The sequence below is a fragment of the Nonomuraea insulae genome (assembly GCF_042656245.1).
Map to the genome: position 1 here is coordinate 18,112 of NZ_JBHSPA010000101.1, position 21,690 is coordinate 39,801.

Here is a 21,690-nt window from a genome sequence, read left to right on the forward strand (position 1 = left end):
GGATTGGCATCCGTAAATACGACCGCCGCTTTCATCGCTATGGGCATCTCGGTGTCAGTCGAACCTCACCGGCGGTGCTGTGGTCCGGGAGGCTGAGGTGATAGATCGACGCCCTGCGCACGGTGATGACCTGGCTGCCGTAGGTCGCGAAGGCGCCGCCCCATCCATGCGAACCCGCGACTGCAGCCGATGCCGGCCGCGATCATGACGATCAGCAGAGGAATGCGATGACGACGATGGACACCCCGCGAGACGCCCGGGTCGGCAGGGAACTGGCCACCGGCAGGTTCACCGACGAAATGCTCGCCGGCATGCGGGCCCTGATCGGCACTGAGCTGCGGACCGACGCATGTGTGAACAACGAGTACGCCACGCGACTGGCGATCCTGCGATTCGCCGAGGGCATCGGCGACGACAACCCGCTCTGGTCGGACGAGGAGTACGCCGCCGCGGGGCCGTACGGTGAGATCGTCGCCCCGCCGAGCTTCATCTTCGCCTGCCTGGGTTCGGTGCAGTTCGGGTGGCGCGGCCTCGGCGGCTTTCACGCCGAGACCGATGTGACCTTCCACGCTCCGATCCGGATCGGAGACAAGATCACCGCACGGGCGTTCTTCGACGGCTTCGACGGCCCCACCGACAGCAGCTTCGGCGGCCGCCGGATCCAGGACTACCTGCGCCAGGAGTACTGGAACCAGGACGGTGCCCTCGTCGCGCGGTTCATCTGCTCCCGGATGCGCTTCGAGCGCACCGAGATGCAGAAGCGACGCGAGTCGCGCGCGATCGAGATTCCGCATCCCTGGACCGAGGAGGAGCTCGAGCGGATCGAGGACGACATCCTCGCTGAAGTTCCCCGCGGCGCGCGGCCGCGGTCCTGGGACGACGTGCAGATCGATGACGAACTCGACGTGCTGACCAAGGGCCCCATCGGGCTCACCGACGAGATCGCCTACATCGCTTCCGGTGCCGCGCCGATCCCGCGTCTGTCCGCCCACGGAGTCGCGCTGCGCCGCTACCGTAAGCACCCGAAGTGGGCCTTCCGCGATCCCAGCACCCATGCTCTCGAGCCGGTCTACTCGGTGCACTACAACGACTACGCGGCCAAGCTGCAGGGCGCGCAGATCGCCTACGACGTCGGCATTCAGCGCAGCTGCTGGCAACTGCACTCCCTGACGCACTGGATCGGTGATGCCGGCATGGTCAAGGCGATCCACGGTCAGTATCGCTCACACGTCTATCTCTCCGACGTCGTGCGGCTGGGCGGTTCGGTCGTCGGAAAGGAGATCGACTCCGACGGCGATGCCGTGGTCCACCTGCGGACCTGGGCACGGAACCAGCGTGGCCAGAACGTCATGCCCGGCACGGCGACGGTCGCGCTCCCGCGCCGGTCCGAGGAGCCGGCGCGAGGGTGAAGAAAGACCGGACTGGAACAGGAGGGACCCGGATGCAGGTGGCACAGAATCCCGGACTGACCGGAACGCTGGCCGAGTACGCGACGTCGACCAGTGTGGACGCGCTTCCCGGCCCCATTCGTGAGCTGGGAAAGCTCATCATCCTCGACGAATTCGCGAGCGCCCGCTTCGGCGCCGGCCGCCCGGCCGGGCGGCTCGCGGCCCGGTTCGTCGTGAGTCAGGCCGCTCGCGCCGAGGCCCGGGTGCTGGGGACCCGGTACCGCTCGTCGGCCGAGCTGTCCGCACTGGCGAACGGCACGGCGGGCCACGCCGACGAGATCGACGGCGCACACGTCGTCGGCGGCCACCCGGGCGCGACGCTCGTTCACGCCGCGGCCGCCGTCGCTCAGCTGCGGCACCGCGGTGGAGCCGAGCTGATCAACGCCGTGGTGCTGGGCTACGATGTCGGCACCCGGCTGATCGACGCGTGCGGCGGCACATTCCGGCTCAAGGACGAGTTCCACCTGCACGCGGACTTCCTGCACGCGGTGGGCGCCGCCGTGGCGTGTGGCCGGCTGATCGGGCTGGAACCCCGCCGGATGGCGAACGCGCTGGCGTTGGCCACGTTCCGCGCCAATGGCCTCTGTGCGCTGTTCCGAGAGGACAACCACGTCAGCAAGGCGTTCTGCAACGGCCAGTACGCCTCCGCCGGTGTTGGCGCCGCGCTGATGGCCGAGGCCGGCCTGGAAGGAGTCGCCGACGTGATCGGCGAACGCCACGGGCTCCTCGATGCCTGGGGCGTCGAGGATGGAAGGGAGCGCGTCGTGCGCGGCCTCGGGACCGAATTCGGGGTGAACGGCGCGAACTTCAAGTTCCTGCGGGCCGGGTACCCGATCCATGCCGCCGTCGAGGCGGCGATGGAGCTGGTGGCGGCGCACGGAATCACCCCCGACGCGATCAGGTCGGTGCTCGTCGGTATGCCGGGCAACGCGATGCGGGTGGTCGACGGGCGGACGATGCACAACATCTGCCTGCAGGACATGCTGGGCGCCGCCCTCGTCCGTGGCGGGCTCAGCCTGACCGCATCCCCCTTCCCGGAGATCCAGACGGATCCCGTGTTCACCAGGCTGCGGGAGCGGATCACCCTGCGCGTGGACCCCGGCCTCGAGCGCGACCAGCCGGACGGGCGAGGCGCTGTCGTCACGATCGACTTGGCCGACGGCACGACCGTGGACCGGCGAGTGGACCACCCGCGGGGGCACAGCCTGCGAGGCAGACCTACCTGGCCAGAGCTCGGCGCGAAATGGCGTGAGGCCTTGAGCGGCGTCGACACCGACAGCTGGATCAGCGCGGCTGCCGCCCTCGAACAGCTCGACGACGTGGGAACGTTCGCCGAACGGTTCGCCGAATCCCGCCACTGAACGGGACCGGGGGTCAGGCCTCGGTTATGGTCGCGGCGTCGAGCACGAACCGGTACCGCACGTCGCCCGCGGTGAGGCGGTCGAAGGCCTCTTCGAGCTGCTTCGCCGGGATGACCTCCACTTCGGCCTTGATGCCGTGCTCGGCGCAGAAGCCGAGCATCTCCCGCGTCTGTGGCATGCCGCCGCTCATCGAACCGGCCAGCGTGCGTCGGTTCGTCAGCAGCGTGTAGGGGTCGACGCGGAGCGGCTCGTCGGGCACGCCGAGATTCACCAACGTGCCGCCCAGATCGAGCAGGTCGAGGTGGGCGGTCAGATCGTAGTTCGACGGAACCGTCGAGACGATCAGGTCGAACGAGTCCCGCAGTGCATCCAGGTCGCCGGTCGTCCGATAGTCATCCGCGCCGAGGCGCTCGGCGTCGGCGCGGCGGTCGTCGGTGCGTTCCAGGACCGTCGTGTGCGCGCCGAGGGCATGGGAGATCTGGACGCCGAGGTGCCCCAGTCCGCCGAAACCCAGGACGCCGACGCGTTTACCGGGCGCGGCGCCCCAGCGGCGCAGTGGCTGGTACATCGTTACACCGGCGCAGAGCAGCGGCGCCGCCGCGTCCAGCGGCAGGGAATCCGGGATGCGGGCGACGAACCTCTCGTCCACGACCACGAGCTCGCTGTAGCCGCCCAGCGTGGTCGCCCCGTCGCGGCCGACTCCGTTGTACGTCAGGACCTTGCCGTGGCGGCAGTAGGACTCCTGCCCCGCGCGACAGGCGGAACAGACCCGGCATGAGTCGACCAGGCACCCGACACCGCCCCGGTCACCGGCCGCCAGTTCCGCGACCTCGGTGCCGACCTCGCGGACGACACCGGCGATCTCGTGTCCGGGCACGATCGGGTAGCGGGTGTGCCCGATCTCCGCGCGGGCGTGGTGGACATCGGTGTGGCAGACACCGCAATAGGCGATTTCCAGCAGGACGTCGTGCGAGCCGACGTCGCGGCGCTCGACGGTGATGGTCCTGAACGGCTCCGTCGGCCCGGCCATGGCCCGGGCTCGTGCGGTGATCACACTGACGACCTTTCGATGGCTCGCGGGTTGGGGGGTGTCAGCCGTGCAGCGCCTGGTATTCGAGGTACTCCTCGATCCCGTACCGGCCCATCTCCCGGCCGATGCCCGACAGCTTGAGACCGCCGTGCGGAGCGCGCATGTCGATCGGCGCGCCGTTGATCCGCACGCGTCCGGTGCGGATCCGGCGCGCGACATCCCGTGCCCGGTCGGGGTCGGCCGCCCAGACCGCCCCCGCGAGCCCATAGTCGGAGTCGTTGGCGATGGCGACGGCGTCGTCTGTGTCGTCGAACGGGATGAGGACGACGACCGGCCCGAAGATCTCCTCACGCGCCGGCCTGCTGTTGTTGTCACCGGTGAAGACGGTCGGCCGCACGAAGTAGCCGCGGTCGAGGTGCGCCGGTGCCTCCAGCCCGCCGGCGACCAGCCGCAGGCCCTCGTCGACGCCGATCTGGATGTAGCGGCGCACGCGGTCACGCTGCACGGCGGACACCACCGGTCCAAGGGTCGTCGCCTCGTCGAAGGGGTCGCCGATCACGTAACTCGCCGCCTTGGCTGCGGCGATCTCCTCGGCCTCTGCCAGTCGCCGGCGGGGGACCAGCATGCGCGAGAGCCCTCCGCAGACCTGCCCGGAGTTGCGGAAGGCGTCGGTGAGCCCGTCGACGACGGCCTTCTCCAGGTCCGCGTCTTCGAGAATGATGTTGGCGGACTTGCCGCCGAGTTCCAGGGCCACGCGCTTGACGGATCGTGACGCCAGTTCCATGACCCGGCTGCCGGCCCGCACCGATCCGGTCAGGCTGACGATGTCGATGAGCGGATGGGTAACAAGTGCCTCTCCGATGTCCGGGCCCGACCCGCTGACCAGGTTGAACACCCCCTCGGGCAGCCCGGCTTCCGCGGCGGCCTCAGCGAACAGGAAGGAGGTCAGCGGAGCGACCTCGGTGGCCTTCAGGACCATGGTGCAGCCCGCGGCGATGGCCGCGCCCGCCTTGAGCGTGATCATCCGCAGCGGCCCGTTCCACGGCGTGATCGCCGCGGCGACGCCCGCGGGGATGCGCCGGACGATGGTGTCGCCGAACCGTTCCTCCCAGACGATATCCCTGAGGCCGGCTGCGACGATGCGCAGGTCGTTGATGGGGGCCACGGCCTGCGAGCCCCGGGCGACCGTCACCGGTGTGCCGACTTCACTCACGATCGTGCGCGTCACCTCCTCGGCCCGCGCCTCAAGGATGTCGGCGATGCGCGTGAGCACGGCGAGCCGCTCCTCGACGGTCGACACCGACCAGGACTCGAACGCCCGCGCCGCCGAACGGGCCGCGCGGTCGACGTCCTCGGCGTGACCGCGAGGCACGGTCGCGATCGGCTCCTCGGTGGCCGGATTGACGACGGTCAGGGTCCCGGCGCCCGCCGACTCGACCCACTTACCGTCGATGAAGATCGTGTCTCGCTCGATCACGATTCTCTCCCTTGCGCGAGCACCGTCGAGGACACGGCCGCGCTCGATGGTCGTATATACAATCTAATGTCTCTTATGACGACAACGACCGTACTGTGCGCTGTTCAACCGGGTCAATGCATGCCCGGCGGGCCAGGGCCGGGTGGCCTGGTCCTGTTGACAGGTGTTGCCCCGCCACCTACCGTTCACATAGTCGTTACTACGGTCGTGCGATCGTATATACGATCGATCAGCGAGCTCACGCCGCCACGCGCCGACATCTCGACGCCGTCGTGACATAGCTGGTCACTTGCGGCGGTCCGAAGCTGTTCGACGCTACGACGAAGGAAGTCCGGCGTGCGAAAACCTTTCCGCGTCCCCTCACCAGCCGCATCACGGATCTGGTTCGCCCTGCTCACCGTCCTTGCCGTCACCCTCTCCGGATGCGCGAGCGCGGGCCGGGGTTCGTCGAGAGGCGCGGCGCCCGACGAGACGCTGCAGGTCCGGATCCGTGCGACCTCAATGAGCTTCACCGACCTCCCGACGGCGGTGATCCACGCACGGGGCTACTTCGCGCAGGTCGGCCTCAAGGCCACGTTCGAACCCGGAGTCAGCAACGCCTCACTGGTTACCCAGGGGGTCATCTCGGGAGACTCCGACGTCGGCGTGTCCGGGACCTCGGCCATATACAACGCCTACGCCGAGGGCGCGACAGGCCTCGTCAGTCTGGGAACGACCAATCGCAGCCTCACGTTCGGGCTGGCGTTGAATCGGAAGACCGTCGACGCCCTCGCCCGGCGGGGCGTGACGCCGGACTCGCCCGTCAAGGATCGTGTCCAGGCCCTGCGAGGCCTGAGTCTCGCCGCGTCGCCGGCCGGATCGACCGGCAATGCCTACTTGCGGATCATGCTCAGTGAGCACGGCGTCAAACCGGACACCGACGTGACGATCATTCCCAACAACGACGCCGCCGCGCAGATCGCAGCGACGCGCCAGGGACGGGCGAACGGATTCGCCCAGTCATTCCCACGGACGAACCTTCCAGAGGCAGAGGGCTGGGGTGCTCTATGGCTGAACTGGGCGGAGGATCTGCCATCCCTCCTTCCCCTGGCCTCGCAGGACTACTACACCACCCGCTCCTGGCTGGCGGAGCACCCCGACACCGCCAAGCGGGTCATGCAGGCGGTGTGGCTCGCGCACCGCGATCTGCAGAACCCGACCGGCGAGCTGCGAGACGCGGTGCGCAAGCTCCCGGAATTCGCCGACATGAACAAGGCGGCCTTCGACAAGGGCTGGGCGCTCGCGGTCGGCGCCTACAAAGGCGTGACCCCCCTGACGACGCGGCAGATGTTCGACAACGAGTTGAAACTCGTGAATTACAACCGGGATGCCCCCATGCGGATCGACTTCGACGATGTCTACGACCTGAGCGCCGCGAAGGCCGCACAGCCGCGATGAGGAGGCGATGATGGGCAAGGTTCGGGTGACCGAGAGGACCAGTACTGCCGGTGCCTCGGAGACGAAGGTCCCGGAATTCTCCTACCGGAACGTCACCCGCAGGTTCCGCTCCGGCCGCGACGGGGAGTTCGTCGCGCTCGAATCCGTTGACCTCGACATCGACAGCGGGTCATTCGTCTGCCTGATCGGGCCGAGCGGTTGCGGCAAGACCACACTGCTGAACCTGTCGGCCGGGTTGCTGTCGCCGAGCGACGGGACCGTGCATTTCCGTGGTGCGCGGCTGAGCGGGGTCAACACCGGGGTCGGGTTCATCACCCAGCACGACAACCTCCTTCCGTGGCGCACCCTGGAGAAGAACGTCGCGATCGCGCTCGAGATAGGGAAGGTGCCCCGGGAGGAGCGCCGCCGGCGGGTCGCCGAGGTGCTCGAACTGGTGGGCCTCAGGGGCTTCTCGCAGCGATACCCGTCGCAGCTGTCGGGGGGCATGCAGAAGCGTGCGTCACTGGCGCGCGGGCTCGTCTACGGCCCGTCGACGCTGCTGATGGACGAGCCGTTCGGGGCGCTCGATGCGCAACTGCGGTTCACCATGCAAAACGAGCTGCTGCAGATCTGGGAGCGTGACCGCAAGACCATCATCTTCGTGACGCACGACCTGGACGAGGCCATCCTGCTCGCCGACAAGATCGTCGTCTTCGGAACTCGTCCCGGCCGCGTCGTACACGTGGAGGATGTGCCGCTGAATCGGCCGCGAGATCTCGCCGAATTACGCTCCAGCCCAGCGTACGGCGAGATCTGGGAACGATTGTGGAAGCTGCTGGACAGCTCGTCGCACCCCGAGGGGGCATCGTGAAACCGGCGTCGGCGCAGGCATCGACCGGGGCAGCAGACGAGCCCGGCGCGGCCTCCGCGATTGCGCCGTCCTCCAGCGCGGCCCGTGACCCGCGCCGCCGGACAGACGTCAAGCGGATGATCATTCTCGTCTCGCGGGTCGCGTTGCCCGTCGGGTTGGTGCTGGCCTGGGAGTTCGCGGCAGGGGACCCGGCGACCGACCCTGGGGTGCTCATCGACAGCTTCTATACCAGCGAACCGTCAGAGATCTGGGCTGCGCTGCTCGGCTGGATCGAGGAGGGTGTGCTGCTGAAGAGCGTCCAGGCGACAGTGGCCGCGACGCTCTACGGATTCGCGATCGGCGCGGCGTCCGGCATCCTGGTGGGCGTTGTGCTGGGTAGCAGTCCGACGCTCGGCGAGATCTTCCGTCCGCTCATCGTCGCGCTCAACGCGATCCCGCGGCTGGCGCTGGTGCCGCTGTTCATCCTGTGGTTCGGGTTCGGGCTGGGCTCCAAGGTCGCCCTTGTCGGTCTCATCGTGTTCTTCCTCGTCTTCTACAGCACCTACGAGGGTGTGCGCGACGTCGAGCAGCGCCTCATCGATGTGCTCAAGGTGATGAACGCGTCCCGGCTCACGGTGCAGTTGAAGGTCCGGATGCCATCGGCGGCGACCTGGATCATTCAGGGTATGCGCGTCTCAGTGCCTTACGCCCTGGTCGCCGCGGTCACCGCCGAGATCGTGGGCGCTAACACCGGTATCGGATACCTGATCCAGCGGTCGGCGGGCAACTTCTTCACGGCCGGTGTCTTCGCGGGCATCGCCGTGCTCGTGGTGGTGTCGGTCGTCGTCAACGCGCTGGTGACGTTGCTGGAGAAACGACTGCTGCGGTGGAAGCCGCGCAACCTGACCAAGGTCACCCCATGAACGCGGCGCCGTCCGGAGGTCTGTCCCGGCGGACCGGTACATCGCGCGTCTGATCATCTGGCTGGCTCAGCGCGAGGGACTGCCCTGCGTGATGTCTTCATTGACGAATCGAAGTTCGTATCAGAAGGAGGGAAGGACGTTGGGAGCACCCATGCGCGCATTGTTGTGCGCAAGCGCCGCCATCAGCTTACTGTCAGGCGGTTCCATCGCGGGGAGCATCAGTTCCCCTCCGAACCAAGGCACGCCGCACATCGAGGTCGCCCATTCCGCCGACCCACCGGTCGTGCGGACCTTGGCCGGCGCCGTACGCGGGGTGACGGAGGCCGGGGTGCAGAGTTTCAAGGGCATCCCCTATGCCGCAGCGCCGGTCGGCTCCTATCGTTGGCGCCCGACCCAACCGCCGACACCGTGGCCCGGCGTGCGCGATGGCAGCCAGTTCGGCGCGGACTGCGCCCAGGCGAGTCCCAACGCGCCCACCGCGCCGGGCTCGTCAGAGAATTGCCTGTTCGTCAACGTGTGGCGCCCGGCGGGTGCTGCGGCGGGCGGCGCGCCGAGCCAACGCACGATCTCCCACGGCGCCAAGTTGCCGGTGATGGTGTGGATTCACGGCGGCGCCTTCGTGTTCGGCAGCGGTGCGCAGCCGGACTTTTCGGGCGAGCCGTTCGCGCGCCAGGGCGTGGTGCTGGTCACCTTCAACTATCGGCTGGGCCGGTTCGGCTTCTTCGCCTTTCCGGGGCTCTCCGCCGAGCATCGCGCCGAGGTCAAGGGCAACTACGGCTATCTCGACCAGATCGCCGCGCTCCAATGGGTGCGGCGCAACATCGCCTCGTTCGGCGGCGATCCCCACAACGTCACGATCTTCGGTGAGTCGGCGGGTGGCGTGTCGGTGCACACGCACCTGACCTCGCCGTTGTCACGCGGAATCTTCGACAAGGCCATCATTGAGTCCGGCGGCGGGCGGGACGGGGTGCTGACCGGCCGGCCGCTGCGCGCCGACGGGGCCGATCCGCTCTACCCGGTCTCGGCCGAGACGATCGGCGTCAACTTCGCCCGGCGGTACGGCATCGAGGGCACCGGCGCCGCCGCGGTCGCCCGGCTGCGCGCGCTCGACACGGCCCAGGTGGTCGACGGCGGGCAGGAGACCGCGGGGCCGGGCGGTCCACCGACCTATCCGGGTCCGATCCTCGACGGCCGGCTCGCTGTCGAAACCCCGGAGAGCGCCTACCGCGCCGGCCGCCAAAAGCGCGCGCCGCTGCTGATCGGGACGAACAGCAACGACTTCATCGGCTTCGTCGCAGCCGACAGCAAGGACGCGCTGTTCGCGCAGTTCGGCGCGAACGCGGCGCGTGCGCGGGCCGCCTACGATCCCGACGGTTCCGCCACCCTCCAGCGGGTGCTGACGATGGTCGGGGTCGACCGCGCGCAGGCCGAGCCCGCGCGGTTCACCGCCAACGCCTTCGCGGGCACGGGAGTGCCCACCTATCTCTATCGCTTCTCCTACGTCCCGACCGCGCGTCGAGGGCAGTGGGTGGACGGAGTTCCCCACGGCGCGGAGATCCCCTTCGTCTTCGACACGCTCGCCGCCCGCGGCACGCAGCCGACGGCGGAGGATAGTGCGGTTGCGCGGATCACCAACACCTACTGGGCCAATTTCGCGCGCACGGGCGATCCGAATGGCAGTACGGTGCCGCCATGGCCGCGGCACGCCGCCGGCCGCGACTCGATCACCGACTTCAGGCCGGACGGGACGATCGCCGCGGGACCCGATCCCCGCAAGGAACGGCTGGACGTTTCCGAGGCCGCGGGTGGGCTGCCCCGGCCACGCTGAGCCAGTCCCGGCACCGCGCGACAGGGCGGTCGCGCGGTGGCCGGGCCGGGCAGCGTCGCGTGCGGATCGGCTGGCCGGCAGGATCCAGCCACGCGATGGACCACGCTTGGGCACGGCCTGCTCCCGTAGTATGATCTTATATACGGACTTGCGATCGCAGTAAAGATCGGCCAAGGTGTGGGAATCTGGGGCGTCAATGCGGCTGGGTGAAACCGACCGCTCTTCGGGGTTGACGCGCGGGAGGAGTCGTCTTGGCGTGAGCAACAGCGCGAACGGTAAGGGGTGCGACCGGTGGTAGAGGCTGAGGGGTCGCCGTCGGGCGGGCATCAAACGATCAACCGGGTCACACGCATTCTCGAGGAGGTCGTGTACCGGCCCGGTTCGACGTTCGCCGAGCTGACGAGAGCGCTTGGGGCGCCCAAGAGTTCAGTCTATGGTTTCATCCGAGGGCTTCTTGCCGCGGACTGGCTGACCGAGCAGGATCACAAGCTCTACCTCGGGCCGGCCTTCTACAGCCTCGCCATCGCCAGCGGCCAGATTCGTGCCGGGCTCGTCGGCACGTCCGACATCGAGGCGCTGCACCGGGACACCGGGCTGACCGCGTGCGTGGGCGTCATCTCGGGGGACCACCTCATCTACGTCGCGGAGGCGAGTAGCGACCTTGTGTCCTCATTCGCGGCCCGCTCGAACATTCGCCGTGATCTGCTGAGGACGGCGGGCGGCAAGGTGCTGCTCTCGCTGTTGCCGGAGTCCGACCTGACTTCGTACCTGCGGCGTCGCGGGAAGGAAGACGAGGACCTGGTCCACGAGTTCCTCGATCAGCGGCCCACCATCCGGGGGACGAAGATCGCGGTCAACCGCATCGAGGCGCGCGGGCGGACCGCGGTAGCCACGGTCGTCCAGGGCAACTCGGGATCTCCTCTGGCATCGATCACTATCGTCGGACCGAGCATCGAGGTCGATCCGAAGGTGGACGAGCTCGCCAAGCTCCTGATCGAGCGCGTCGATCAGTGGTCGGCGCGCTCCGCACCGCCGCCACGCGAAATCGTCTGACCACCGGCAACCCCGGCTAGGCAGGCCACATCACCACTTGGGGAAGGTCGTTGCCTGGTGGTGGGCGGTCATGTCCAGCAGGAGCAGCGCGTCATAGTCCGGGGTGGCAGGCTCGGCGACGTAGACGCCCAGACGTTGGCCGGGGGTTCCATCCAGCTCCATGGACTGGGGGCTGAGGGTGATGGCGCCGACGTGGGGATGGTGGAAGGTCTTGCTGGTGTGCCTGCGACCGGTCACCTCGTACCGTTCCCACAGTCTGGCGAAGTCCGGGCTCTTCAGCAGCAGTTCGCCCACCAGGCTCATCAGGTCGGGCGCGTCCGGGGCGGTGTCGGCCTGGGCGCGCAGGCCGGCGGCGCAGGTGCGGACCTGAGCGTCCCAGTCGGGGAACAGGTCACGGGCGGCAGGGTGCAGGAACAGGTAGCGGGCGAGGTTGCGCTTCTTGTTCGGCCAGTCGTCCAGTCCTGCGTACAGGGCGAGCCCACCCGGGTTCGAGGCCAGGAAGTCCATGTTGCGGCTGACGATGTAGGCGGGGTTCGGGCGCATCGTCTCCAGCAGCAGTTTCAAGTGGGGGCGTACGGCGCGGCCGGGCGGCGGCGGGAGCTCGGGAGCGTACCTGGCGGCCAGGGCGGCGAGCTCGCGCAGATGCTGATGCTCGCGGTCGTCCAGGTGAAGGGCGCGGGCGAGGGCGTCGAGCACCGAGGGGCTGGGGCGAGTCTCCTTGCCGCGCTCCAGACGCACGTAGTAGTCGATGCTGATCCCTGCCAAGGCGGCCAGCTCCTCCCGGCGTAATCCCGGGGTGCGGCGCAGACCGGTTCCGACCGGGAGGCCGACCTGGTCGGGACTGGTCTCGGTACGGCGGGCGCGCAGGAAGCAGCCTAGCTCCGAGCCGTTTGCATCGGAGGCGTGCTCGTCTGCCATGCCTTCAGTGTCACACCCTGCTGACCTGTTCGGGCCCCTATGTGGGGGGCCCTGTCGTTACCCTGAACCACCCGCCCTGCCACCGCGGCCGCAGCGGCGCAAGACTGGATTCGCGGGAGTCCAACCGCGGCCGGAACCGCAGGCCGCGACGCCCGCAGGGGCCACTTGAAGCTCCCAATGACTACTGTGTGTAGTTGTACGTCACATGCAGTCATAGGTGCCATATCGATCCGAACGCCGCCGCGGCCGTGCGACATCACCGCGTGATGTTAGGAGACACATGCAGACCATCACCTTGAACAACGGCCTGGAGATGCCCATCTTGGGGTTCGGCGTCTTCCAGATCCCGCCGGAGCAGACCGAGCAGGCCGTCACCGAAGCGCTGGCGGCCGGCTACCGCAAGTTCGACACCGCCTCGGCCTACCAGAACGAGGAGGCCGTCGGCCACGCGATCAAGAACAGCGGCATCCCGCGCGAGGAGCTGTTCGTCACCACCAAGCTGTGGGTCCAGGACACACCCGTCGAGGACAACACCCGGCGCGCCTTCGAGGCGTCGATGGCCAAGCTCGGCCTGGACTACCTCGACCTCTACCTGATCCACCAGCCCTTCGGCGACGTCTACGGCCAGTGGCGCGCCATGCAGGAGTTGTACGGCCAGGGCCGGATCAAGGCCATCGGGGTGTCGAACTTCTATCCCGACAGGCTGATCGATCTCATAGACCACAACGAGGTGGCGCCCGCGGTGAACCAGATCGAGGTCCACCCGTTCTTCCAGCGCGCCGACTACCAGCAGCTCATGGACGAGCGCGGCGTCCAGACCGAGTCGTGGGGCCCGTTCGCGGCCGGGAAGAACAACCTGTTCGCCGACCCGGTGCTGAGCGAGATCGGCCAAGCTCACGGCAAATCTGTCGCACAGGTGGTGCTGCGCTGGCTGCTCCAGCGCCAGATCGCCGTGAACGCCAAGTCGGCCGACCCAGGCCGGATGGCGGCCAACCTCGAGGTGTTCGACTTCGAGCTCACCGACGACCAGCTGGCCCGCATCGCCGCCCTCGACACCGGCGCCTCGCTGTACTTCGACCACCGCGAACCCGCTACCGTCAGCTGGCTCGGCAACCGGCGCATCAACTGACCACGCCATATATCCGAACGAAGGCATGAACCTATGACAAACGATGAAAAGACGCGCGCCCAGCAACTGCTCGGCGACACCGCGCCCGAGTTGGTGCGCCTGACCGACGATGTGCTCTTCGGCGAGGTGTGGGCCAATCCCGGGCTGTCCCCGCGAGACAGGAGCCTGGTGACCGTCTCAGCCCTGGTCGCCCTCTACCGCGGCGAACAGCTCGCCTCCCACCTGCGTAAGGCTCTGGAGAACGGGCTGAGCAAGGACGAGCTCGTGCACGCGATCACGCACCTCGCGTTCTACACGGGCTGGCCCAACGCCATGACAGCCATGATCCAGCTCAAGAAGATCACCGAGGAGTGACGTGGAAATCTTCAAGCAGCCGCCCACCGCCAAAGGCCCAGCGGAGTGGTTTACCGGCGACGTATGGGTCGACCTGATCCACTCTGGTCCTGAGGGCTACCGGGCCAGGCTGAACATCGTACGGTTCGCACCTTGCTCCCGCTCCAACTGGCACTCCCACCGCCTGGGTCAGACCATCCACGTCCTGGAGGGCATCGCTCTTCTCGGCAACCGCGACGGCACCGTCATCGAGGCGCATCCCGGCGACACCATCTTCACCGCGCCGGGCGAGGAGCACTGGCACGGCGCCGCTCCTGACCGCTTCATGTCCCACCTGGTCCTCATGGAGGGCGACGGCGACGACACCCCCCAGACCGTCTGGGGCGAACGAGTCAACGACGCCGAATACCAAGCGACCCGCACCCGCTAGACGTTCCTCAGTCGCGACCCGGCTCCTCTGTCACCGGGTTGATCAGGGTGATGACGCCGTCGCTCGACGAGTACGCCAGCTTGCCGTTGCTGAAGATCTGCTCGCGTTCGATCATGGGTGATTTCGTCCGAATTGAGGTGGCCGCTTCTCCATCGCGGCGCTGATCCCCTCGGCGAAGTCCGGGGTCCCCAGGAGTGCGGCCTGGGCTCCCGCCTCCACGTCGAGAGCGGCCGAGATGTCGGCGATCATCGATCGCCGCATCGTGGCTCGGATCGCGGGCACGGACAGGGGCGCGGATGCTGCGATCTGAGCGGCGAACTCGACCGCCGCAGCGCGTGGATCGTCGGCCACCCGGTCGCACAGGCCCAACTCGACCGCCCGTTCACCGTTGACGGCCTGGCCGGTGTACAACAATTCCAGGGCGCGCTGGTGCCCCACGGCCCTGGGCAGCGTCACGGTAAGGCCGAAGCCGTGGTGGAAGCCGAGGCGGGCGAAGTTCGCGGTCAGTCGCGCACCTGGCGCGGCGACCCGGAAGTCGGCGGCCATGGCGAGCCCGAGGCCGCCACCGACCGCGGCACCCTGGATGGCGGCCACCATCGGCTTGCGGGCTGAGAAGATCCGGAAGGCTTGACGATAGATCCGGCGGATCCCGGCAGCCCCCACGCCCCGCAGTTCGGCTCCCGCGCAGAAGTGCTTGCCCTGTGAGCAGAGCACCACGCAGGAGACGTCGTCATCGTCGTCGAGTGACAGCAGCGCGTCGGCGAGGTCGGTCAGCAGCGCCTCGTCGAAGAAGTTGTTCGGTGGCCGTCGTGTCTCCAGCAGGACGACGCGTTCGGCAACCGCCGTGAGGCCCACCTCGCTCATGACCATTCACCGGCCAATGCTCTTTTGTCGATCTTGCCGACGTGGTTCGTGGGCAGCGGCTCGCGCTGAAGCCGCCATCGGCTGGGGATGGCGAAGGAGGCCAGCTTGGTCCGTAGCTGCTCGCGCAGTTGCTCGGCGGTGAGACCCTGCTCGATGACGACCGCGGCCACCACCTCCTCCCCGAGGACGGGATGTGGCACACCGAAGACCGCCGACTCGACCACGCCGGGAATCGTGGCGAGCGCCTCCTCGACCGCTACCGGGGCGATGTTCTCCCCGCCCCTGATGATGATGTCCTTGGCCCGCCCGGTGATCCACAGATGACCGTCCGCGTCGATACGCCCCAGGTCACCGGTGTGCAGCCAACCCTCTGCGTCGATGGGGGAATCCTCGTCACCGTGGTAGCCGAGCATCTGCGTGGGGCTGCGCATCAGGACCTCGCCGTCATCGGCGATCTTCAGCTCGACGCAGGGCAGCGGACGGCCGCTTGACCCGGGGCGTTCCGTGGTGTCCCGGCCCGAGGCGGCGGTGCCCTGCCCGCCGTTCTCGGTCAGGCCGTATCCCGTGGCCACCCGCGGTTCGACCCCCGGCAACCCTGAGCGCAGGCGCGCGATGAACTCGGAGTGCACCGGTGCTCCGCCGACGGTGATCGAGCGCAGCGAGGACAGGTCACGGCGGTGCATGTCAGGGTACTCCAGCACCCGTGAGATCATCGTGGGCACCGCGCTCCATCGGGCGAGCTTGCGTTCCTCGATGAGCTGCAGCGCCTCTCCCGGGTCGAACCTACCGGTCGGCATCACGAGGGTGTCGCCGACCGTGATCGCACGGATGAGGGTCTGCACCCCGCCGATGTGGAACATCGGGCCCGTGTGCAGTCCGGCGTCCCCGGTCGACTCCTCGACCTGCTGCGGGAGCCGGCGGGTGATGTGCAGCAGCATGTGCAGCCCGGCCAGCAAGGAGCGGTGTGAGAGAACCACAGCCTTCGGACGGCCCGCCGTCCCCGAGGTGAAGACGATGACCGCAGGAGAGTCCTCGTCGATCTCACCCGTCATCCGGCGTCCGGCGGGAGCCGCGTCACAAGCCCATCGGCAGGTGGGTATCCCCACCGGCAGGTTGGTGGAGCCGCGTGCGTCGGCCAGCGCGAGCTTCAGATGCAGGGCGGAGGAGGCACCTGCGAGCTCGGCCGTACCCCACCAGGCATTCGCCAGCACGGGCACCGCGCCAACCATGACGCAAGCCCAGAAGTTGACGATCCACTCGGGGCTGTTCCAGCCCAGCAGCAGCACGAGGTCTCCGGGCTGGACACCCGACTCGGCGAGCTCTCGCGCCTTCCCATCGACCGCGCTGCGCAGCCCGGCGAAGGTCACCTCCTTGTCGCCCTGCACGATGTGCGGGCGATCGCCCCAGCGGTCCGCGAATGCCAGGAGGCAGCGGATGTCCTTGGGCCGCTGCGTGTAGGTGCGGAAGGACATGCCCCGCACCTCCTCGGCCTCGATGCGGTCGCCCCAGACGCTCATCGTGCCTCCAGCGCGATGACCGCAGGACTGGTGGTGGGCGGTTCGTTGGTGATCCCTACCATGCGGTGCTCAGCAACTCCTCGATGTCGTCCCGCTGGGGCACTCGGGGCCCGCGGGTGATGGCCCAGTCGTCCATGGCGTGGTCCGTCGCTTCTGTCAGGCTCTGTTGGGAAACGTCGATGTCCCTCAGGCGGATGGGAACCTTGAAGAGCGCCAGGAGGCGTTCGATTTCGGCGATGGCACCCTCCGCGCTTCTCTCGGCGAGGCCGAGAAGGTCTGCGATCAGCGTCAGGCGATGGCCCACCGCGATCGCGTTGAAGCGCATAGTCTGCGGCAGCAGCAGCGCCTCCACCACACCGTTGGCGGCCGACGAGCGCGGGCCGATCGCATGCGCGAGGGCCTGGGCCAGGCCGCCACCGGTATGGTCACTCCCCTCACCGCTCATCAGCGCCGCCAGCATCAGGTGCAGCCGGGGCTGAGCGTCCCGCGGATCTTTCAGCAGGCGGGGCAGCCACGCCATGACCGTGCGGAGAGCGTGACTCAGCTGCGCGTCCGCCAGCGGGTCGACATGGCGCGACTGGAGGCCCTCCACCGCCAGCGAGAAGGCATTGAGCGCCGCGGACCAGGCCAGCCCGGCTGGCGCGGTGAGCGCCATGACCGGGTCGAGGACGAGGCCTTGAGCTCGCGTCTTCGGGTCGTAGAGGGCAAGCCGCTCTCCCGTATCCGGATCACGTACGGCACTTCCGGCCTTGCCGTACGCCGTGGTCGGGGTGCTGGGAATCACCCACTGAGGGAGCTTGGGCGCCGTGAGCCTCGGGCTGACGAGCCTGCCGTCGGCATCGCGATGGGTGCACAGCTGACGGATGTCGCGCCCTTCCGCGAGCAGGATGGAAGCGGCGCGTGCCGTGACCACCGATGAGCCCCCTCCGACGGCGATGACGGCCTCTGCGTCGTGGCCGGCAAGGAACCGCCGGGCCTGCTCCACCGCGGGGAGTGGACTGTGCTCGACGACCCCGTCGAACTGGCCCACAAGGTGCTGTCCCAGCGCATCGTGCACCCGCCGCAGGGCGTCAGGGTGCTTGAGGATGGCCGGCGCGCAGATGATGACGGCTCGGCGGGCGCCGAGCCTGGCAAGCTCCCGCGGCAGGGCCTGGAGGGCGTCCTCGCCGCAGAACGTGCGGAAGGCGGGGGTGATGTGGCGCAGGTTCATGCCGGCAACTCGATGATCGCGCGGCCACGGACCCGGCCGTGGTGCAGGTCGTCGACGGCGATGTTGATCTCGTCGAGACGATAGCGGTCGGTCACCAGCGCGCTCGGGTCGAAGCGCCCGTCGAGGCTCCACCGGACGAACGTGGCGAAATCGCGCTCGGGATCGCAGCTCCCGCCCTCGCAGCCGATCAGGCCTTTCTCACCCTTGATCAGGTCCATGCTGTCCAGTTCGAACGGTTCACGGGGGATGCCGACGAGTACGGCGATGCCGCCACGCCGACCGGTCCCCCGGACGCCGGGCCGTACCGACGCGAGGCTGCTCGGGACGTTCTTTCCGACCCCTGTGCAGTCGAAGGAGAAGTCGACGCCGTTGTGCGCGGTGAGCGCGCGGATCCCGGCCACCGCGTCGGCCTTTCTCGCATTGAGCACTTCAGTGGCGCCGAACTGCTGCGCCAGCTTCAGCTTGTCGTCGTCGACATCGACCGCGATGACCCGGCGAGCACCCACGATCGAAGCGGCCGCGATCGAGCAGAGTCCCACGCCACCGGCGCCCCAGACGGCGACGCTCTGCCCGGCCTGGACACCGGCGCTGTTCAGCACCGCACCGGCTCCGGTCATCACGGCGCAACCGATGATCGCGCCGAGATCGTCGGAGATGCCCGGGGGGATCTTCACCACGTACTGCTCGTCGGCCACCGCGTGGCTGCCCCAGGTGAAGGTGTTGTGCGTCCTTGCCACATCTCCGTCGGGAAGGATCACGCGGGGCGGCACGGGCACGCGTCCTTCCCTGGAAATCCAGGTGGTGATCACCTCGTCGCCCGGCTCGACGTACCCGACTCGATCACCCACCGCGACGACCGTGCCGATCGACTCGTGCCCGAGCACCATCGACTCGGTCCTGCCGGTTGCGTTGATGCGGTCCAGCTGGCTGTGACACACCCCGAAGGCCTTCTGCCGTACGACGACCTCATGCGACTCAAGCGCGTCGAGAGTCACATCCCGGAGGTCGAGCTCGCGCCGCCCCGGGGGAAGAATGGCGATCTTCGCCTGCACTGCCATGACGTTCCTCCCTTCTCAGATGGCGCCCGCGTCGCGCAGCTTCGCGATCTCATCGGCTGACAGGCCCAGCTCGCCGCGGAGAACAGACTCGGTGTGCTCACCGAGGGCGCCGGGCCTGGTCGGCTCGACCATGGGCGAGTCGGAGAGGAAGAGCGGGCTGCCCAGGGTGGTGAAGGAGCCTCGCTCGTCCATGACGGTGCGCACTACGCCTCGCGCGCGGACGTGCGGGTCGTCGAGGAGTTCTGGCAGCGTGACGATCGGAGCACAGGGGATCTTCGCACGCTTCAAGATCATCATTATGGAGTCCTTGGGTCGGCTCCGGGTCCAGCCGGTCACGATGGCATCGACGTCGTCCATGCTCGCGCAGCGACCCCTGGCGAGTGTGAAGCGTGGGTCGTCAGCCGCCGGGTCACCCATGAGCTCGCGCAGGCGGTGCCAGTGCGCGTCCGTCGGGCACAGGAGAGTGATCCAGCCGTCTTCGGCCTCGTAGGCGTTGTAAGGGGCGGCGGCCATCCCGCCGTGCCGGTTGCCGGTGCGCTCCGGGATGCTTCCCCCGCTGCCGATCAGGCCGGCGATGTTCGACGTCAGCGCCGGGATGATCGCATCCTGCAGCGAGACCTCGACATGCTGGCCGCGGCCGGTGTGGGTGCGCTGGTAGAGCGCGGCCAGGACGCCCGCGGCAAGGTGGGTGCCGGCCAGGAAGTCCACCACGGAAGGGCCGGTCCTCATCGGCGGGCCGTCCTGGAATCCGGTGGTGCTCATCACGGCGGTTCGCGCCTGGATCGTCAAGTCCATCGCGGGCTCACTCGCGTAGGGACCGAATGAGCCGAAGCCGCTGCCCGAGGCCATGATCAGGCGCGGGTTGATCGCGCTGAGCTGCTCGTATCCCAGGCCGAAACGGTCCATCGCTCCCGGTGAGAGGTTCTGGACCAGGACGTCGGCCTGCTGGGCGAGCTGGAGCAGCACCTCTCGCCCTGCGGGGTTCTTCAGGTCCAGTCGCATGGTGCGCTTGCCGGAGTTCACGAAACGGAACTGGATGGACTCGCCGTCCTCATCGACAGCCGGATATTGCCGATACGGGTCACCCCGCAGGGGCTCGATCTTGATGACGTCCGCGCCCATACGAGCCATTAGCAGGGTGCAATACGGAGCAAAATAAAACTGCCCGAGACATATAACCTTCACGCCCTCAAGGGCCGTCATGCATGGTCTCCATCATTCTCCGGATTCACGATGGTCAGGTCAGCCGATGGATTGGTATTCGAGGAATTCCTCGATGCCGAACCGGCCGTTCTCCCGGCCGATGCCCGACAGCTTGAATCCGCCGTGCGGAGCCCGGGGGTTGACCGGGGAGCCGTTGATGCGGATGCGACCCGTCCGCAGGCGCAGGGCGATCTGCCGGGCGCGTTCGGTCGTGGCGGACCACACCGCGCCGGCCAGGCCGTATTGGGAGTCATTGGCGATGGCGATCGCCTCCTCCTCGGTCTCGTAGGGCAGGATCGTCACCACCGGGCCGAAGATCTCCTCACGGGCGATCCGGTGAGACGGGTCGCCGGTGAAGATCGTGGGCTTGACGAAATAGCCGCGCTCCAGCCCTTCTGGCTGCTCAGGGCCACCGGCGATCAGACGGGCACCATCGTCGACGCCTGACTGAATCAGCTCACGTACGCGGTCGCGCTGCGCGCGGGAGACGACCGGGCCAAGGGTGGTGTCCGGAGCGTAGGGATCGCCCAGGACGTAGGCGGCGGCCTTCACGGCGGCGATCTCCTCAGCCTCCGCCAGTCGTGAACGATGCACCAGCATGCGGGTGAGGCCACCACAGACCTGGCCGGAGTTGCGGAAGGCGTCCTGGATGCCCGTGGTGACCGCGAGCCCCAGGTCGGCGTCTTCAAGGATGACATTCGCGGACTTGCCGCCGAGTTCCAGAGCCACCCGCTTGACAGAGGCCGACGCCAGCTCCATGACCCTGCTCCCGGCGCGGACAGAGCCGGTCAGCGAGACCATGTCGATCTTCGGGTGGGTTGCGACAGCTTCGCCGACCTCGGGTCCGGTGCCCGAGACCAGGTTGAACACGCCCTTCGGCAGGCCCGCCTCGACAGTGGCCTCGGCGAAGAGGAACGAGCTCATCGGGGCGACCTCGGTGCCCTTCAGCACCACGGTGCACCCTGCCGCCAGTGCGGCGCCGGCCTTCATCGCGATCAGCAGCAGGGGGACGTTCCACGGCGTGATGGCGCCGACGACGCCCGCCGGAGCCCGATGCACGAGGGTGTCACCGGCCTGCACATCCCAGTCGACGTCCTTCAGCGAATCGGCGGTGCCCCGCAGATGCGCGACGGCCGAGAGGGTCTGGTGCCCGGTCGCGATCGAGTGCGGCTCGCCGATCTCGCTGACAATGGCGCGAGTGATCTCGTCGGCACGGCTCTCGACGATGTCGGCGAGGCGGTGCAGCACCTCGTAACGCCTGTTCAACGGGGCCTGGGACCACTCGCAGAAGGCCGCGGCAGCCGCCTCAGCCGCCCGATCGACATCATGGGCGTTGCCACGGGGAATCGTGGCGAAGATCTCCTCTGTCGCCGGGTTTTCCACCTCGATGACCCCGTCACCGGCCGAGGGCACCCAGTCGCCGTCGATCAGGATCTGCTGGCGCTCGAGCACATCAACCTCCAGGTTCGTATATACGGACCATCGTTCGTATATGCCACTCGCGAGCGTACGACCGGCGATGTCCGGAGTCAATGGCTCGCATCAGGTCGTCCCTTACGCGCGCGCGTAGTAATAACCACTCCTGTGAATTGCCGCGGCGCGCGCGAATTCCCGGTTCTGGAGCCTCTTGACACCCCTGAGA

19 protein-coding genes are annotated in these 21,690 nt (G+C 68.1%); 10 read left to right on the plus strand and 9 right to left on the minus strand.

Annotated features, from left to right (window positions below; all coding sequences use genetic code 11):
• The first annotated feature begins 227 nt into the window (after positions 1-227).
• Together ACFPZ3_RS59745 and ACFPZ3_RS59750 are read left to right on the plus strand one after the other, a co-directional pair.
• Positions 228-1,409 (plus strand): FAS1-like dehydratase domain-containing protein, encoded by a 1,182-nt coding sequence (locus tag ACFPZ3_RS59745; protein ID WP_379523365.1) that lies wholly within the window; start codon positions 228-230, stop codon positions 1,407-1,409.
• A 32-nt stretch (positions 1,410-1,441) separates the two neighbouring features.
• Positions 1,442-2,809: an MmgE/PrpD family protein gene (locus ACFPZ3_RS59750; protein ID WP_379523366.1), complete on the plus strand. Its 1,368-nt coding sequence runs from the start codon at positions 1,442-1,444 to the stop codon at positions 2,807-2,809.
• A gap of 13 nt (positions 2,810-2,822) precedes the next feature.
• On the opposite strand, the gene ACFPZ3_RS59755 is transcribed toward ACFPZ3_RS59750, so the two are convergent.
• Entirely contained in the window at positions 2,823-3,863 is a 1,041-nt protein-coding gene (locus ACFPZ3_RS59755; protein ID WP_379523367.1) for an NAD(P)-dependent alcohol dehydrogenase, read from the minus strand.
• A 37-nt stretch (positions 3,864-3,900) separates the two neighbouring features.
• Entirely contained in the window at positions 3,901-5,316 is a 1,416-nt protein-coding gene (locus ACFPZ3_RS59760) for an aldehyde dehydrogenase family protein (RefSeq protein ID WP_379523368.1), read from the minus strand.
• 336 nt (positions 5,317-5,652) lie between these two features.
• Here ACFPZ3_RS59760 and ACFPZ3_RS59765 point away from each other — a divergent pair, with 336 nt between their 5' ends.
• The 5 genes from ACFPZ3_RS59765 to ACFPZ3_RS59785 all read left to right on the plus strand — a co-directional run bounded on the left by ACFPZ3_RS59765 (position 5,653) and on the right by ACFPZ3_RS59785 (position 11,386).
• On the plus strand, positions 5,653-6,753 hold the full coding sequence (locus ACFPZ3_RS59765) for an ABC transporter substrate-binding protein (protein ID WP_379523369.1): 1,101 nt from the start codon (positions 5,653-5,655) through the stop codon (positions 6,751-6,753).
• Positions 6,754-6,763: 10 nt separating this feature from the next.
• On the plus strand, positions 6,764-7,603 hold the full coding sequence (locus ACFPZ3_RS59770) for an ABC transporter ATP-binding protein (RefSeq protein WP_379523370.1): 840 nt from the start codon (positions 6,764-6,766) through the stop codon (positions 7,601-7,603).
• On the plus strand, positions 7,600-8,505 hold the full coding sequence (locus ACFPZ3_RS59775) for an ABC transporter permease (protein ID WP_379523371.1): 906 nt from the start codon (positions 7,600-7,602) through the stop codon (positions 8,503-8,505). The genes ACFPZ3_RS59770 and ACFPZ3_RS59775 overlap by 4 nt, the downstream gene beginning before the upstream one ends.
• A gap of 151 nt (positions 8,506-8,656) precedes the next feature.
• Positions 8,657-10,333, plus strand: a complete 1,677-nt coding sequence (locus ACFPZ3_RS59780) for a carboxylesterase/lipase family protein (RefSeq protein ID WP_379523372.1) — start codon at positions 8,657-8,659, stop codon at positions 10,331-10,333.
• 291 nt (positions 10,334-10,624) lie between these two features.
• On the plus strand, positions 10,625-11,386 hold the full coding sequence (locus ACFPZ3_RS59785; RefSeq protein ID WP_379523373.1) for an IclR family transcriptional regulator: 762 nt from the start codon (positions 10,625-10,627) through the stop codon (positions 11,384-11,386).
• A 30-nt stretch (positions 11,387-11,416) separates the two neighbouring features.
• On the opposite strand, the gene ACFPZ3_RS59790 is transcribed toward ACFPZ3_RS59785, so the two are convergent.
• Complete coding sequence (locus ACFPZ3_RS59790) at positions 11,417-12,304, minus strand: helix-turn-helix transcriptional regulator (protein ID WP_379523374.1); 888 nt, start codon at positions 12,302-12,304, stop codon at positions 11,417-11,419.
• A 280-nt stretch (positions 12,305-12,584) separates the two neighbouring features.
• On the opposite strand from ACFPZ3_RS59790, the gene ACFPZ3_RS59795 reads away from it, so the two are divergent.
• From ACFPZ3_RS59795 to ACFPZ3_RS59805, 3 genes are read left to right on the plus strand one after another with little or no spacing between them, the layout of a single operon-like run.
• Complete coding sequence (locus ACFPZ3_RS59795) at positions 12,585-13,433, plus strand: aldo/keto reductase (protein ID WP_379523375.1); 849 nt, start codon at positions 12,585-12,587, stop codon at positions 13,431-13,433.
• A gap of 33 nt (positions 13,434-13,466) precedes the next feature.
• A complete protein-coding gene (locus tag ACFPZ3_RS59800; protein ID WP_379523376.1) occupies positions 13,467-13,787 on the plus strand; it encodes a carboxymuconolactone decarboxylase family protein in 321 nt (106 codons plus the stop codon).
• A gap of 1 nt (position 13,788) precedes the next feature.
• Positions 13,789-14,196: a (R)-mandelonitrile lyase gene (locus ACFPZ3_RS59805; RefSeq protein ID WP_379523377.1), complete on the plus strand. Its 408-nt coding sequence runs from the start codon at positions 13,789-13,791 to the stop codon at positions 14,194-14,196.
• 111 nt (positions 14,197-14,307) lie between these two features.
• Here the strand turns inward: ACFPZ3_RS59805 and ACFPZ3_RS59810 are convergent, their stop codons facing one another.
• Genes ACFPZ3_RS59810 through ACFPZ3_RS59835 form a run of 6 tightly spaced genes read right to left on the minus strand, consistent with a single transcriptional unit; the run spans position 14,308 to position 21,500 of the window.
• Positions 14,308-15,060: an enoyl-CoA hydratase/isomerase family protein gene (locus tag ACFPZ3_RS59810; protein ID WP_379523378.1), complete on the minus strand. Its 753-nt coding sequence runs from the start codon at positions 15,058-15,060 to the stop codon at positions 14,308-14,310.
• Positions 15,057-16,577, minus strand: a complete 1,521-nt coding sequence (locus tag ACFPZ3_RS59815) for a class I adenylate-forming enzyme family protein (protein WP_379523379.1) — start codon at positions 16,575-16,577, stop codon at positions 15,057-15,059. The genes ACFPZ3_RS59810 and ACFPZ3_RS59815 overlap by 4 nt, the downstream gene beginning before the upstream one ends.
• Before the next feature lie 55 nt (positions 16,578-16,632).
• Positions 16,633-17,787 carry an iron-containing alcohol dehydrogenase family protein gene (locus tag ACFPZ3_RS59820; RefSeq protein WP_379523380.1) on the minus strand — a complete coding sequence of 385 codons (1,155 nt, stop codon included), beginning with the start codon at positions 17,785-17,787 and terminating at the stop codon, positions 16,633-16,635.
• The gene (locus ACFPZ3_RS59825; RefSeq protein ID WP_379523381.1) at positions 17,784-18,845 is read right to left on the minus strand and encodes a zinc-binding dehydrogenase; all 1,062 of its coding nucleotides are present in this window, start codon (positions 18,843-18,845) and stop codon (positions 17,784-17,786) included. The genes ACFPZ3_RS59820 and ACFPZ3_RS59825 overlap by 4 nt, the downstream gene beginning before the upstream one ends.
• A gap of 15 nt (positions 18,846-18,860) precedes the next feature.
• Positions 18,861-20,048 (minus strand): CaiB/BaiF CoA transferase family protein, encoded by a 1,188-nt coding sequence (locus tag ACFPZ3_RS59830; RefSeq protein ID WP_379523382.1) that lies wholly within the window; start codon positions 20,046-20,048, stop codon positions 18,861-18,863.
• Between the two features lie 39 nt (positions 20,049-20,087).
• Positions 20,088-21,500 (minus strand): aldehyde dehydrogenase family protein, encoded by a 1,413-nt coding sequence (locus ACFPZ3_RS59835; protein WP_379523383.1) that lies wholly within the window; start codon positions 21,498-21,500, stop codon positions 20,088-20,090.
• Positions 21,501-21,690 lie beyond the last annotated feature (190 nt).